This is a genomic window from Pontibacterium granulatum (assembly GCF_029961155.1).
GTDB classification, from domain to species: domain Bacteria; phylum Pseudomonadota; class Gammaproteobacteria; order Pseudomonadales; family Balneatricaceae; genus Pontibacterium; species Pontibacterium granulatum.
The window spans coordinates 62694-75841 of record NZ_JASBRH010000013.1 but is presented as its reverse complement, the minus strand read 5'-3'; the positions used below and the strand labels follow the sequence as shown (position 1 = coordinate 75841).

The following is a 13148-nucleotide window of genomic DNA, read 5'->3' as shown; positions in this document are numbered from 1 at the left end:
ACCCGTGAAACCCCTTTTCGGTTCTTTACTTGATGTAGATCAAGCTGCCTGAATAGGTATGATTCTCCTTTCTCTTCTACCAAGGTACTAAGCCAATGTTTAAAAAAGAGAATTGCCCTTCCGGGCGTATTCTGTTCGCGCACGGGGCGGGTGCGGGAATGGATCATCCCTTCATGCTGCATATGGATGAGTTGCTTTCAGCAATAGGGCTGAAGGTTATCCGTTTTGAATTTCCCTATATGCAGAAGCGTCGTGAGGATGGAAAGCGTCGCCCGCCAGACCGGATGCCGGTTCTGCTTGATTACTATAAAGAACTGATTGATTTGCATTGTGCTGAATCCGATTTGCCGGTCTATGTCGCGGGTAAATCCATGGGAGGGCGTGTTGCCTCAATGTTACTGGAGGAGACAGATGCAGTCGCATGCTTCGCTTTGGGTTTTCCGTTTCATCCGGCGGGGAAACCAGAAAAGCTACGCACTGAGCATTTGGAAGACATAACTAAGCCTGTACATATTTTTCAGGGTGAACGAGACGCGATGGGAAGCCGGGAAGAAGTGGTACACTACGCGCTTTCCGAAGCGGTGCATCTGCATTGGCTTGAGGATGGGGATCATGATCTTAAGCCTAGGAAAGCATCCGGATATACCCAGCAGATGCATCTTGAACACGTTACTCGTCAGATTGAGGAGATTATTCGTTGAACGAATTTCACCGTCTTGTGCTGCAGTGCCGGCCGGGATTTGAGAAAGAAGCCGCCGCTGAGATCACAGATCGTGCAGCAGAGGTGGGTATCTATGGCTATTGCCAGTTGGAATCCCAGTCGGGTTACGTGTTGTTTACCTGTCCGCAGTCGGGAGATGCGCGCGTCGTTGTGGATAAGGTGGATTTTGGTTCGTTGATATTCATTCGCCAGTGGATGGCGTGTGGTGATCTGCAGCACTTGGAGGCGGGTGATCGTATAGGTCAGCTCAGTGCGTTGTTAGCGTCATATCCCGATTGTATTGAGTTGTGGGTAGAGCAACCGGATACAACTGAAGGGCGTGAGCTGGTTACTTTCTGTCGTAAATTTGGCTCCGCTTTGGCGCAGTTTCTGCGTAAGTCGGGCAAGCTGGTTAAAAGCAGGCGCGCTCAAGCGTTGCGTCTACAGTTGTTTGTGCTTGCCGGGAGTGAGATGTATGTGGGTGTTGCGCCTGTGGTGAACTCTGCTCCGTGGATAAATGGTATTCCGCGCCTGAAGTTTCCTAAGCAGGCACCAAGTCGGTCGACGCTTAAACTGGAAGAAGCCTGGCATTGGTTTGTGCCGGTAAAGCAGTGGGATGAACGAATCCCGCTTGGAGGCACTGCTGTCGATCTCGGTGCTGCGCCTGGTGGTTGGACCTGGCAGTTGGTCAACCGCAGCATGTTCGTCACGGCCGTAGATAACGGTCCCATGAATGATGAACTTATGGAAAGTGGTCAGGTTACGCATGTAACGGAAGACGCCTATCAGTTCTTCCCGGAAAAGCCTGTAGATATGATGGTGTGTGATGTCGTAGAAAAACCGGTGCGCACTGCAATCATGGCGGCAGATTGGGTCTTGGGTGGATACTGCCGTGAGGCGGTTTTTAATCTGAAGCTGCCGATGAAGCAGCGCTATCAGGAAACGCAGAGTTGTTTAAGTTTGATTGCGGATCGAATGGCTGAAGCGGGCGTGGCGTACGAATTGCGCGCGAAGCAGCTCTATCATGACCGTGAAGAGATTACCTGTATATTGCGGCTGTTGTAGTGGTTGGTGCAGGAGGGCGCATCCGATGTGCGCCCGACTATAATCTCTTTAGTATTCCAGTACGGTAATCTTTTCTTCTGTTGCCAGCATCGGATTAATCGCGGCCATCATCTCCTGGCGCTCCGGTGAACCGTGCCAGCGTTGCCAATCCTGTATTGTACGGTAGGTGACGATGACGTAACGGTGGCTTGGGTTGTTGGCGTCATGCAGCGCTTCGCCTGAAATGAAACCGTGTGCACTCATTGCCTGTTGCAGGGTGTTGCGCGCAGCGTTTTCGTAGTGTTCTGCCAGGTCATCGGCAATATGCCGTTCGATAATTACCCGGATCATATTAATCTCCTCATTGAGCGTTACAGCATCCCGATTTGCGAGTTTATTCGTACTAATGATGTGCCAGAAACGGAGAAATTGCGACTTTCCGTGGAAACATCCTTGTGCCGCGTCTGAGGAATTTGAGAGAATAGGGCTTCCGCAGTTAAGAGTAGCACGATGACAGATTTTAAAGTGGACCATGTAATGGATGCTCAGGGCTTGTATTGTCCGGAGCCTGTAATGTTGTTGCATAACAAAGTGCGCGACATGAATGATGGTCAGGTCGTACATGTGATCGCTACGGATCCCTCCACGCAGCGCGATATACCTAAGTTCTGTTCCTTTTTGGGTCATGACCTGATGGATCAGCAGGTAAATGGCGAAGTATTTGAGTATTACATTCGCAAAGGGTCTGGCTAACAGAAATGGTCAGTAATGTTGCCCAGCTATGTAAAGACACCAATCAACTAATAGAAACACTGGAACGGATGCTCGGCGCTGAAGAGGAGCGGCGCGGCAACCGAATTGAGGCCAATAAGGTGAATGACGTCGTAACTCCAAAAGCTAAGTCGAAGAATCGTGCAGCAAATCTGGCGGCACTTCAGCAGCTTTCCGAAGCTTATCCAAATGCGTTTGATCGCAAGAATGTGCGTCCGCTGAAAATCGGTATTCAGGATGACCTGATTGCTGATGAGAAGGTGGCAAAGAATAAGATCAAGCGTGCTCTGGCAAGCTATGTTCGTTCACTGAACTATCTGCGCTCTCTGCAGGAAGGGGCTGACCGTATTGATATTAACGGTGAGTCGGCTGGTAAGGTGACAGCAGAAGAAGCACAACATGCAAAAGGAAAGCTGAAAGAAATTAATCAGGCTCGTCGCGAACAGAAGCGCGAGCAGGAGAAGAAAGAGCGCATGAGTGTAAAGCTTGAAGCGCTTTTGACCAAGAACAAGTAAGTCTCTCGGGCGCCTTCCTCTGGCGCCCGTTTTATCTCTGGGGCATGAGATTGCATTGCCTCAGGATTCTTTGCCATGCTTTGGTGTGTGCGTCTCTCGCTTTGATATAGCGATTCCAAAGGCTGCTTTCTGAAGTTGAAGAGAGCGTTTTCTCGTAGTGTGCTAGTACGGCTGACGTTGGTTTGAACTGGCCAATCAGTGTTTCGGTGAAATCACGCCACTGGTCTCCCTCGCGGTGAACCCGTGAGAGGTACGGCTGGAAGCGCTGGCTGTAGTATTTGATAAATACGTTGTGCAGGATGTCGCGTTTTTGTGTCTGATGGCCGGGAAAGCAAAATGGACGTTTATCTAAGCGTGCGTGTATGGCTGTGCTTGTTCTTTCCATCGTTTCCGACAATAGAAGCAGGGACTTCAGTAGCCTTGAGCCATATCGGTTTGCGTGAAGAACTTTGTAGCTGTCTTCCAGTTTGGAGAGTTTGATCAGGTCAAACTGTCCTGCGCTCTCCGGAGATATAGCAGCAAGCTGGGTGAGTGCATTGATCGCACTTTTGGTTGCACCAAATCCGCTTTCGCCTTCGGTGGTGATGGCGTCTTCGCTGCGTGAGAAGTTGGCGGCAAATTCATCCGCACCGTAGATCCCGTTCCATATCTCGCTTTTCAGGTTTCTCGCTTTGATTTGGTAAATAGCATCTAGCTGTTTGCGTAGTTGTTGCGGTTGTGAGCTGTCTTGTTCCAGCTTGTCTTTGCAGCTTTCCAGGTGGCTAAAAAAGCGGATTTCGTACGCCATCTTTTGGGAGGGTTGCATTACGCGTCCAAGGTTGGAGTTGCGCTGGGCGATCAGGTGCAACATGCCGGCGCAGTATTTGAGATCCAGTACTTCGATCAATCCCTGTCTTATCTCTTCTGTTTGTTTGATGCGTTCCCGTTTGCGGGGGAAGAGAGGGATTTCCTCGTTTGTCTCGAGCTTTGTGTCGATATCTTGCTCGATTGTGTTGCTTACCCGGCTCATGTAGTCCTCAAGAAGGTATTTGGGCGAGCCGCGATCGCATCCGGATAGGAGCAGTAAAAGAGGAAGAAGTATAAGTAGGGTGTGCATGTCGGTGTGTCTGTGATCCGTGGAATAAGTATAGCGACCTCGTATTTGGTTTGGTACGACTGCTGCGGGAGGATGGTTTGGGTATCGTGCCTTTAAAACAGTGTGGCATTTATAAGTCATTGATATAAAACGATAATAAAAAATAAATTAAACGAAGCTGTTCGTTTTTGTTGACCGTAATTTGTGTGGGGGTTAGTATTTGATCAAGTTAAACGGTGTTGTTTTTATAGAGTCTTTTAAAAACAATGGCTTATGGTTTTATGTGAAACAATATTAATCTCGAGGTCTTGGCTATGACTGCTTCTCAGAACCTGATTGTTAATGGTGGATTTGAAAACGACGAGGTTTCTCTGGATCGCCACTGGCAGGTGTTTGGGGAGCTGGACGGTTGGAAGGCACTGAATAATCACATTGAGCTTCAGGAAAACGGTCTTTATACCAGTCAGTCTGCCTCTGAGGGTGATCAGTGGTTGGAGTTGGACTACAACGGAAATGCCGTAGAAGGTGTATACCAGGAAATTCAGACCAGCGAGGGTCAGGAATATACGCTGGGTTTGGACGTTGCGCTTCGTAACGGTACTCAGCAGGCCACCAACACGATTTTGGTGTTTTGGAACGATGAGTTGGTTGCAGAGGTTGATCCTGCATCTACCAACTGGCAGCACCTGGCCTTTACCGTTGAGGGTACCGGCGGTATGGATAAGCTGACATTTGCGCACGATGGTGCTGACGCGGATAGCTTTGGTGGTCTGATTGATAACGTAACTATGTATGAGGTCGAAGGGCCTGATGCAGATGGTGGTGATCAGGACAACGGCTCCAAGGACAGCGGTTCCAAGGATGACGGTTCCAAAGATAACGGTTCCAGGGACAACGGTTCCAAGGATGACGGTTCCAAAGATAACGGCTCCAAGGACAACGGTTCCAAGGACAACGGTTCCAAGGATGACGGTTCCAAAGATAACGGTTCCAAGGACAACGGTTCCAAGGACAACGGTTCCAAGGACAACGGTTCCAAGGACAACGGATCCAAGGATAACGGTTCCAAGGACAACGGATCCAAGGATAACGGTTCCAAGGATAACGGTTCCAAGGATAACGGTTCCAAGGATAACGGTTCCAAGGATGACGGTTCCAAAGATAACGGTTCCAAAGATAACGGTTCCAAGGACAGCGGTTCCAAGGATGACGGCTCCAAGGATGACGGTTCCAAAGATAACGGTTCCAAGGATAACGGCTCCCAAGATAGCGGTTCAAAGGAAGGCGATCCTAAGGGGTGTGGTTGTGGTGATGATGGTAAGCCTGGAGAAGAGGCTGATGCTAATGGTAAACAGGGCGATATTCTGAAGGGCACAGAGGGCGACGACATTCTGTGCGGTGAAGAGGATGCTGACACCTTGTTGGGTGGTAAGGGTGATGACCGCCTTTCCGGCGGCAGCGGTAATGATGAATTGCGTGGCGGTCAGGGGGATGATTTCCTCTGTGGCGGTACGGGTGATGACGTCCTAAAGGGACACAAAGGTAACGATACGGTTGCCGGTGGGCGTGGTGAAGATGTTTTGTGGGGTGGTCAGGGTGATGATGTCCTGAGTGGTGATAGTGGTGAGGACGTGCTTCACGGTGGTTCAGGAAATGACGTCCTGGATGGCGGCAGTGGTGACGATCTTTTGACCGGAGGTCGAGGAAATGATGTTCTGGATGGTGGAAGTGGTGAAGACACTTTGCGTGGAGGGATCGGGCAGGACATCCTGAATGGCGGTAGCGGTGAAGATTTCCTGTGGGGTGGTTCTGACGCCGATCTGCTTGCTGGTGGTAGCAGTGACGATTACCTGGATGGCGGTAAGGGTAATGACCAACTGAGCGGTGATAGTGGTGAAGATATCCTGTTGGGTGGTCTTGGTGATGATGTTTTAAGCGGGGGGAGTGGCGAAGATTTCCTGTTTGGCGGTAAGGGGAATGATAGCTTGAGCGGCGGTTCGGGTGATGACGTCATGAGTGGGGGTAAAGGTGATGACGAGGCCTTTGGTGCTGAAGGTGATGATACATATACCTTTATGAAAGGTGACGGTAGCGATTATTTCGACGGTGGGGCTGGTGCCGATATCGATAGCATTGCGCTTTCTGCGCATGGCAATGATTGGACATTGACTGTTGAGGGTAATGCGGTGGATGTGGATATAGCGGATAAAGCGCTGACACTGGATGCCAATTCCAGTGGTGTTATCTCCTTTGCGGATGGTTCAGAGATTGAATTTGCAAATATCGAACTTATTGAGTGGGTGTAAATATCCCCTCTCCCTTTCTAAAGAAGTAAATTAGTTTAAAGCTGTCGTTTGTATTACTCCAAAAAAGAGTAGTGCTGCGGCAGCTTTTTGCTTTTCTGCGTTTTTAAAGTTTCCAGTTTAGGTGTTTATCGGTCTTTCGTCTTTTTGTGTATTTTAGAGTGAATGCTCCAAATAGTGCGGCTTTCAGTTTTTTAGCGTTCCAATAAAAAACAGCTTTTATACAAAAACTATATAAAAACAAAGGTTTTTGGTCGTTGTAAAACATGCAGTTAGTTAATTGACTGTTCATTTTTCTATTTATACCATCCGATTTACTAAAAGTTTTATAGTTTATATCTGCTTGCCATGGAGTGGTGAGTGGAGCGGATTATTGACTGTTGAATGGAACTGAAGGTCTAGAAACAGGTTTGTCATGGGTATAAATAGCAGCTCTCAGGATAACGGTAACCAGGATAACGGTTCTCAAGACAACGGCTCCATAGATAACGGCTCGCAGGATGTTGGTTCAGACGACGGTGGTGTAGGTGGTTCCGGAGGTATTGGAGGAAGCAGCAGTCAGGATAGCGGCTCCGGCGATAACGGTAGTCAGGACAGTGGTTCGAGCGATAGCGGCTCTCAGGATAACGGATCAGTAGACAGCGGTTCCGGCGATAACGGCTCTCAGGATAGTAGTTCCGGTGGTAATGGCAGTCAGGACAGTGGTTCGAGCGACAGCGGCTCTCAGGATAACGGATCAGTAGATAGCGGTTCCGGCGATAACGGCTCTCAGGATAGTGGTTCCGGTGGTAACGGCAGTCAGGACAATGGTTCCAGTGATAACAGTAGTCAGGACAACGGCTCTGGCGACAGCGGGTCTCAGGATAACGGATCAGTAGACAGTGGTTCCGGCGATAACGGCTCTCAGGATAGTGGGTCCGGCGATAACGGCTCTCAGGACAGCGGTTCCGGCGACAACGGCAGTCAGGACAGTGGTTCGAGCGGCAGCGGGTCTCAGGATAACGGATCAGTAGGCAGCGGTTCCGGCGATAACGGCTCTCAGGATAGTGGTTCCGGTGATAGCGGCTCTCAGGACAGCGGCTCTGGCGACAACGGCAGTCAGGACAGTGGTTCGAGCGACACCGGGTCTCAGGATAGCGGATCAGTGGACAGTGGCTCTGGCGACAACGGCAGTCAGGACAGTGGTTCGAGCGACGGCGGGTCTCAGGATAGCGGATCAGTAGACAACGGCTCCGGTGATAACGGCTCTCAGGACAGCGGCTCCGGAGACAACAGCAGTCAGGATAATGGCTCCGGCGACAGTGGTTCACAGGGTGATTGTGCTGAGAATAATGATTCCGATAACTGCGGTTGTGATGACGATGATGCCGGTAAGCCCGGAGAAGATGCTGATCCAAACGGGCGTTTGGATGAGGCACGGAGAGGAACAGTGGGCGGCGATGTCCTGTATGGTGAGCAGGATGGTGATACCCTCATCGGCGATAAAGGAGATGATTCGCTCTTTGGTGGCAGCGGGAATGATGAGCTGCAAGGTGGTGAGGGTGAGGATCTTCTTTGTGGTGGTACCGGCGATGATGTTCTGGATGGGGGAAGTGGCAAAGATAAGCTTGCCGGAGGCCGTGGTGAGGATGAATTGCGGGGTGGTCAGGGAGATGATGATCTTTGCGGTGGCAGTGGTGAGGACCAGCTTTACGGTGATGAAGGAAATGATACCCTGCGTGGTGGCTCTAGCGATGATGTTCTGATCGGTGGTGGTGGTGATGATCTTCTGTATGGGGGGAGCGGTGAAGATGAGCTGCAAGGCGGAATAGGTCATGACATCTTGAGCGGAGGAAGTGGAGAGGACTTCCTTTGGGGCGGTTCTGGAAACGACCGGCTTTGCGGTGGGAGTAGTGCTGACGTGCTCAATGGTGGTGAGGGTAACGATACCCTGAATGGTGGTAGCGGTAAGGATGAGCTGGTCGGTGGCAGTGGTGAGGACTTTCTCTTTGGTGGCTCGGGTAGTGATAGCCTGAACGGCGGTGCCGACAACGATGTTCTGCAGGGTGGTACTGGCAAAGATAAGGCCTTCGGTGGCGAGGGTGATGATACCTACATATTCGCTTTCGGTGATGGTAAGGACTTCTTTGATGGTGAAAGTGGAGTCGATAGCATCTCTCTATCTGCGGTAGGGAATGACTGGACGCTAACCGTTGATGGAAGCACCGTGGATGTGGAGTTGGCTGATAAGGCGTTGGCTTTGGGTGCCAGCTCTAGCGGGGTCATCTCTTTTGCGGATGGTTCGGAGCTGACATTTGTCGGTGTGGAAGAGGTTGCGTGGTCCTGAGTGGTGGGAGGGCGCTGTGTCGATGTTCGTGCTATCGGTAATTTAGGTCCGTTTGTTGTGTATCCCCAAAAAGCAGCCGTTGGCTGCTTTTTGTCATCTTTCCTTTCCTTGGTTATTTAGTATGGATAAGCGTTTTTTGGCCTTGCTGTGATTCTGCGCTGCGGCTTTTTCATACCAGAATTTTGCCATTTCTCTTGAACTTGTGCCGTTTGTGGGCGCACGCTCGTTCTCGTACATCAATCCCAGATTAAACTGCGCTGCCCGGAAGCCGCTGTATGCGGCGCGCTGGTAAAGTGAGAACGCACGTTTAAATTGTTGTTTGTTTTCCAGATGGATGGCAACCGTGTTTTGTGCGCGGTCGTGACCGCTGTTGGCGGCGCGTTCATACCAGTGGTTGGCTTTCTCGGTATCATCCTGTTGATCGTACAGGCGGGCCAGGTTGTATTGGCTGAAAGCGTTGCCGGCTTTTGCGCCCTCTGTATACCACTTTACGGCTTGCTGTGTGTTGCCGAGGTTCATGTACAGCAGTGCCAGATTGTTCTGGGCGCGGGCGAAACCGGCGTTGGCGGCTTGCTCGTACCAGTACAATGCTTCCTCTTTGTTTTCATCTTCGCAGAGCAGGGCATAGCGATATTGGCCAAATGGGATGTTCCGTCGTGCTGCTTCGGCAAAGCACTCTTTTTCCGTGGGGGTGTTTGTTTTCGTCTTGCTGGGTTTGGGGAGTGGTTGGTTGTTCAGTCGGATGATACTCAGTGTCTGTAGCTGTTCTCTCAATTGCTTGAGCGTGATCCGTTTGTCGCTCGGCTTTTCCATCATTGATTTGATCAGCAGTCGCATCGAATCGGAAAGTTTAGCGGGAAGCTTCACTGGTTGTGTGCAGTGATTAAGCATCTTGTTGGCGTCTGAGGTCGCATGGATGTGAAATGGTAGTGTGCCAGTCACCAGGTAGTGGAGTGACACTCCAAGAGAGTAAATGTCGGAGGTTGCTGTCTGGTGTCCATGGTATTTTTCTGGTGCGGTGTAACTGAAATCCGTTTTGGCGACCTCGCTACGTTGTCTGTAGGACGGTTCTGCTATGCCGAAGTCGGTCAGTGTGAGTGTTCCGTTCTGGTCGATGAGTACGTTAGATGGTTTAACATCCAGGTGATGGATCTTTTTTTGGTGCAGCAAGTGAAGTGTGTCGGCGATAAAGGAGATGATGCGAACAGCTTCCCGTTCGTCCAAAGGGCCGTCACGATCAATGCGTGATTTGAGAGGTTCGCCCTCAACGTAGTGCGTCAGAATGATCAGGTTATCTTTGTGGCGGATGGCTCTGAACAGTTGTTGGGTGCCTGGGGTTCCGGAAACGGTATCGAGAGAAAGGACTTCCTGTTCAAAAACGGCGTGGTCGCTAACATCGTTAAATTTCTTGGCGGCAAACTCTCGGTATGGAGGTTCTGCTTCCTGTACGCGATACACTGTTGAAAAACCGCCGGTTGCCACCTCTTCGATGATTTCGTATCCACACAGAAATGCCATTGCTTAGTCGGAGTCCTTAGATAAATTCACTGAAGGATTCTAACACTGAAAACAGGATGCTGTAGTAGATAGAATTGTAGGGTATTTAGAGAAATATCGATGGTCGGAGTGGAGGGATTATTCGGCTGCGCCTCACCCTTCGGGCAGTCGCTGCGCTCCGTGATCTCGCTTTGCTCGGTTCGAACCCCTTCGGGTGTTCTCATTCCCTAAAAACGTCTGTGTTCGTAACAAATCATCTAGAGCGGATTGGGGGGGTGAGGATAATATTGATGGTCGGAGTGGAGGGATTCGAACCCCCGACCCTCTGCTCCCAAAGCAGATGCGCTACCAAGCTGCGCTACACTCCGACAATGTACATCATTGGACAACAGGTGTGTCTATTTGATGCTGGTGACTTATAGATCATCATAACGATTTCTATAAGTAAATGTGATGGTCGGAGTGGAGGGATTCGAACCCCCGACCCTCTGCTCCCAAAGCAGATGCGCTACCAAGCTGCGCTACACTCCGACGATGTGTGTTTATCTGTTAAGGATAAACGGTATTGCAGGTGTAAGTACTTAAATGGTCGGAGTGGAGGGATTCGAACCCCCGACCCTCTGCTCCCAAAGCAGATGCGCTACCAAGCTGCGCTACACTCCGACTTGGCTCCTCGAGCTGGACTCGAACCAGCGACCAATAGATTAACAGTCTACTGCTCTACCAACTGAGCTATCGAGGAACACTTAAGCTCTTACTTTACTGATTGATACCGAGGTTGGCTCCTCGAGCTGGACTCGAACCAGCGACCAATAGATTAACAGTCTACTGCTCTACCAACTGAGCTATCGAGGAATCGTCTCAACCAGTGGCGGCGTATATTAATGATGCCCCCGGGGACCGTCAAGCGTTTTTTTTCAAATAATTTCAATAAGATCAGTTGATCACAGTTGCTCCACTATTTACGTTATAATCGATCACTTATGAGTCAGTCGCTCTGATCAGGAGAGGCTGATTCATACTAAAGATGTATCTGGTTGTATTACGCCGTCACATATAAAAGAGTTGGTGCGGAATATTCTCCGCCGCAGTAGTTGCCCGAGGCTGATCCCCCTGGCTTTACTCGAAAAAGAAACGTTGGTGTGATCCCAACAGAGGATGATTCAGAATGACCCGAATTCTTGGTAAAGATGCGCCGGTAGACGAGTCGATTACTCGTATGACTAACGGATTGCGTCAGCTGGGCTTTGATCTTGAAGAGGTGAACTGGTGGAATCCAGTGCCTAACGTATGGTCTGTGCTTGTTCGCGACCGTAATTGCCCGTTGTTGTTTACCAATGGTAAAGGCGCAAGTCGTGAGGCGGCCCTTGCCAGTGCATTAGGTGAGTTTTTTGAGCGTCTGAGTTGTAATCACTTTTTTGCCGGATACTTTTTGGGTAGTTCAATATCTGAAGGAGCCTTTGTCCATTACCCCAATGAACGTTGGTTTCCTCTGCAAGGAGATGAGATCCCTGCCGGATTGTTGGATGAACCAACGCTCCATCACTACAACTTCAGTGATGACCTGAAAGGGCCGATGCTGGTTGATACAAACTCCGGGAATGCCAAGCGTGGTATCTGTGCCATTCCGTTTGAGCGCCAGCGTACCGGCGATGAAGTTTGGATTCCGATCAATATTATCGGCAACCTGTATGTCAGCAACGGCATGGCAGCGGGTAACAGCAAATACGAAGCCCGTGTGCAGGCGCTGTCTGAAATCTTTAAACGTCATATAAAGAATACGATCATCTCATCAGGTATCAGCCTGCCCGGTATTCCGGATGAAGTGGTGGCGCGTTATCCAAAAGCACAAGCGGCTATTGATGCATTGCGCGAGCAGGGCTTTGGCATCGTTGTTAAGGATGCATCTTTGGGCGGGAAGTTTCCGTTGGTGAATATCACACTGCTGAATCCGGAAAATAGCGGCGTTGTGGCATCGTTTGGCGCGCACCCGAAGTTTGAGGTGGCGTTGGAGCGTGCGCTGACCGAACTGCTGCGGGGGCGCACGCTGGATCAGTTGGATACATTCTCACCCGCAAGCTTGGATATTCGTAAGGTAGCGGATCAGAAAAACATCGAAGCCCATCTTATTGACTCGACCGGTATTGTTGCCTGGGACCTGCTGGCAGGAGAGAGTGACTACGAATACACCGAGTGGAACATCGAAGGCGACAGTAAGGCCGAGTTTGATCATCTGTGCTACCTGATCCATCGCGTGGATATGGACATCTATATTACCGATTACGATCACCTCGGCATGTATGCTTGCCGGATCATTGTGCCGGGTATGTCGGAGATCTATCCGGTTGAAACACTGGTGCGTGATAACAATGCGGCTGGTGTGTCGCTGCGGATGCGTTGTCTGAATCTGCCTGCGTTGGATTGTGCGGCCTATGAAGAGCTGTTGGAAGCGTTGGAAGACTTGGCAGTGGATGATCAGCGCTTGGTGGCAGAATTCCTCGGTATTGTTACAGATCCGGATACACCGTGGGAAACCATGCGGGTAGGTGAGCTGAAAGCATTGCTTAACCTGATGGTGGATAACCTGGAAGCTGCGCTGACCTGGGTTGAGTGGACGCTGCAGTTTGGCGAAGTTTCCAAAGAGCGAAGTGCGCTGTTCCGCTGCCTGGCGCAATGCCTGGCTTTCGAGCTGGATGGCGAGCGTAATTTGGAAAATTACGAGTCGGTTTTGCGTCTGGCGCACAAGCAGGCAGATGTAGACCGCAGCCTTGAGATGCTGAAGGGTGAGGGTGTGTTGTCTGACCTGCCCTGCGATGATGGTCGCTTGCGCCAGTTTGGTAACCACAGCCGCATGCTGGAGGTTTATCAGCGTCTGCAGGATGCTAAGACCCGTAGCCTTGCGGCCTGATTGCTCGCG

Annotated in this window: 10 protein-coding genes, 5 tRNA genes and 1 other RNA gene; 7 read left to right on the top strand and 9 right to left on the bottom strand. The window is 50.5% G+C overall.

Annotation, left to right across the window (positions count from 1 at the left end; translation table 11 throughout):
- Positions 1-95: 95 nt before the first annotated feature.
- Together QKW35_RS13345 and rlmM are read left to right on the top strand one after the other, a co-directional pair.
- A complete protein-coding gene (locus QKW35_RS13345; protein ID WP_282353803.1) occupies positions 96-701 on the top strand; it encodes an alpha/beta family hydrolase in 606 nt (201 codons plus the stop codon).
- The gene (rlmM, locus tag QKW35_RS13340) at positions 698-1765 is read left to right on the top strand and encodes a 23S rRNA (cytidine(2498)-2'-O)-methyltransferase RlmM (protein ID WP_282353802.1); all 1068 of its coding nucleotides are present in this window, start codon (positions 698-700) and stop codon (positions 1763-1765) included. Before QKW35_RS13345 ends, rlmM begins: the two co-directional genes overlap by 4 nt.
- Before the next feature lie 48 nt (positions 1766-1813).
- Here rlmM and QKW35_RS13335 read toward each other — a convergent pair whose 3' ends face one another.
- A complete protein-coding gene (locus QKW35_RS13335; protein WP_282353801.1) occupies positions 1814-2095 on the bottom strand; it encodes an antibiotic biosynthesis monooxygenase family protein in 282 nt (93 codons plus the stop codon).
- A gap of 159 nt (positions 2096-2254) precedes the next feature.
- Between QKW35_RS13335 and tusA the strand changes: the two genes are divergently transcribed.
- Together tusA and QKW35_RS13325 are read left to right on the top strand one after the other, a co-directional pair.
- Entirely contained in the window at positions 2255-2497 is a 243-nt protein-coding gene (gene tusA / locus QKW35_RS13330; RefSeq protein WP_282353799.1) for a sulfurtransferase TusA, read from the top strand.
- Positions 2498-2502: 5 nt separating this feature from the next.
- Positions 2503-3030, top strand: a complete 528-nt coding sequence (locus QKW35_RS13325) for a ProQ/FINO family protein (RefSeq protein ID WP_282353797.1) — start codon at positions 2503-2505, stop codon at positions 3028-3030.
- A gap of 31 nt (positions 3031-3061) precedes the next feature.
- Here QKW35_RS13325 and QKW35_RS13320 read toward each other — a convergent pair whose 3' ends face one another.
- Positions 3062-4126 carry a DUF3080 family protein gene (locus QKW35_RS13320; protein ID WP_282353795.1) on the bottom strand — a complete coding sequence of 355 codons (1065 nt, stop codon included), beginning with the start codon at positions 4124-4126 and terminating at the stop codon, positions 3062-3064.
- A gap of 293 nt (positions 4127-4419) precedes the next feature.
- Between QKW35_RS13320 and QKW35_RS13315 the strand changes: the two genes are divergently transcribed.
- Positions 4420-6411, top strand: coding sequence for a hypothetical protein (locus QKW35_RS13315; RefSeq protein WP_282353794.1), 1992 nt, complete (start codon positions 4420-4422; stop codon positions 6409-6411).
- 412 nt (positions 6412-6823) lie between these two features.
- Positions 6824-8734 carry a calcium-binding protein gene (locus QKW35_RS13310; protein WP_282353793.1) on the top strand — a complete coding sequence of 637 codons (1911 nt, stop codon included), beginning with the start codon at positions 6824-6826 and terminating at the stop codon, positions 8732-8734.
- A 93-nt stretch (positions 8735-8827) separates the two neighbouring features.
- On the opposite strand, the gene QKW35_RS13305 is transcribed toward QKW35_RS13310, so the two are convergent.
- From QKW35_RS13305 to QKW35_RS13275, 7 genes are all read right to left on the bottom strand, one after another.
- Positions 8828-10252 (bottom strand): serine/threonine-protein kinase, encoded by a 1425-nt coding sequence (locus QKW35_RS13305; protein ID WP_282353792.1) that lies wholly within the window; start codon positions 10250-10252, stop codon positions 8828-8830.
- A 100-nt stretch (positions 10253-10352) separates the two neighbouring features.
- Positions 10353-10475, bottom strand: a non-coding RNA gene (locus QKW35_RS13300) — RtT sRNA.
- Positions 10476-10522: 47 nt separating this feature from the next.
- Positions 10523-10599, bottom strand: a tRNA-Pro gene (locus QKW35_RS13295).
- Between the two features lie 86 nt (positions 10600-10685).
- Positions 10686-10762: transfer RNA gene (locus QKW35_RS13290), tRNA-Pro, on the bottom strand.
- Positions 10763-10817: 55 nt separating this feature from the next.
- Positions 10818-10894 (bottom strand) — tRNA-Pro (locus QKW35_RS13285).
- Between the two features lie 3 nt (positions 10895-10897).
- Positions 10898-10973, bottom strand: a tRNA-Asn gene (locus QKW35_RS13280).
- Positions 10974-11010: 37 nt separating this feature from the next.
- Positions 11011-11086 (bottom strand) — tRNA-Asn (locus tag QKW35_RS13275).
- Positions 11087-11399: 313 nt separating this feature from the next.
- On the opposite strand from QKW35_RS13275, the gene ycaO reads away from it, so the two are divergent.
- On the top strand, positions 11400-13139 hold the full coding sequence (gene ycaO / locus QKW35_RS13270; RefSeq protein ID WP_282353791.1) for a 30S ribosomal protein S12 methylthiotransferase accessory factor YcaO: 1740 nt from the start codon (positions 11400-11402) through the stop codon (positions 13137-13139).
- Positions 13140-13148: the final 9 nt, after the last annotated feature.

Excerpts from the sequence above, each read along its gene's own strand:
- ycaO (WP_282353791.1), top strand. The coding sequence starts at position 11,400 with ATGACCCGAATTCTTGGTAAAGATGCGCCGGTAGACGAGTCGATTACT.
- QKW35_RS13315 (WP_282353794.1), top strand. The coding sequence starts at position 4,420 with ATGACTGCTTCTCAGAACCTGATTGTTAATGGTGGATTTGAAAACGAC.
- QKW35_RS13310 (WP_282353793.1), top strand. The coding sequence starts at position 6,824 with ATGGGTATAAATAGCAGCTCTCAGGATAACGGTAACCAGGATAACGGT.
- tusA (WP_282353799.1), top strand. The coding sequence starts at position 2,255 with ATGACAGATTTTAAAGTGGACCATGTAATGGATGCTCAGGGCTTGTAT.
- QKW35_RS13305 (WP_282353792.1), bottom strand. The coding sequence starts at position 10,252 with ATGGCATTTCTGTGTGGATACGAAATCATCGAAGAGGTGGCAACCGGC.
- QKW35_RS13345 (WP_282353803.1), top strand. The coding sequence starts at position 96 with ATGTTTAAAAAAGAGAATTGCCCTTCCGGGCGTATTCTGTTCGCGCAC.
- QKW35_RS13325 (WP_282353797.1), top strand. The coding sequence starts at position 2,503 with ATGGTCAGTAATGTTGCCCAGCTATGTAAAGACACCAATCAACTAATA.
- QKW35_RS13320 (WP_282353795.1), bottom strand. The coding sequence starts at position 4,126 with ATGCACACCCTACTTATACTTCTTCCTCTTTTACTGCTCCTATCCGGA.
- QKW35_RS13335 (WP_282353801.1), bottom strand. The coding sequence starts at position 2,095 with ATGATCCGGGTAATTATCGAACGGCATATTGCCGATGACCTGGCAGAA.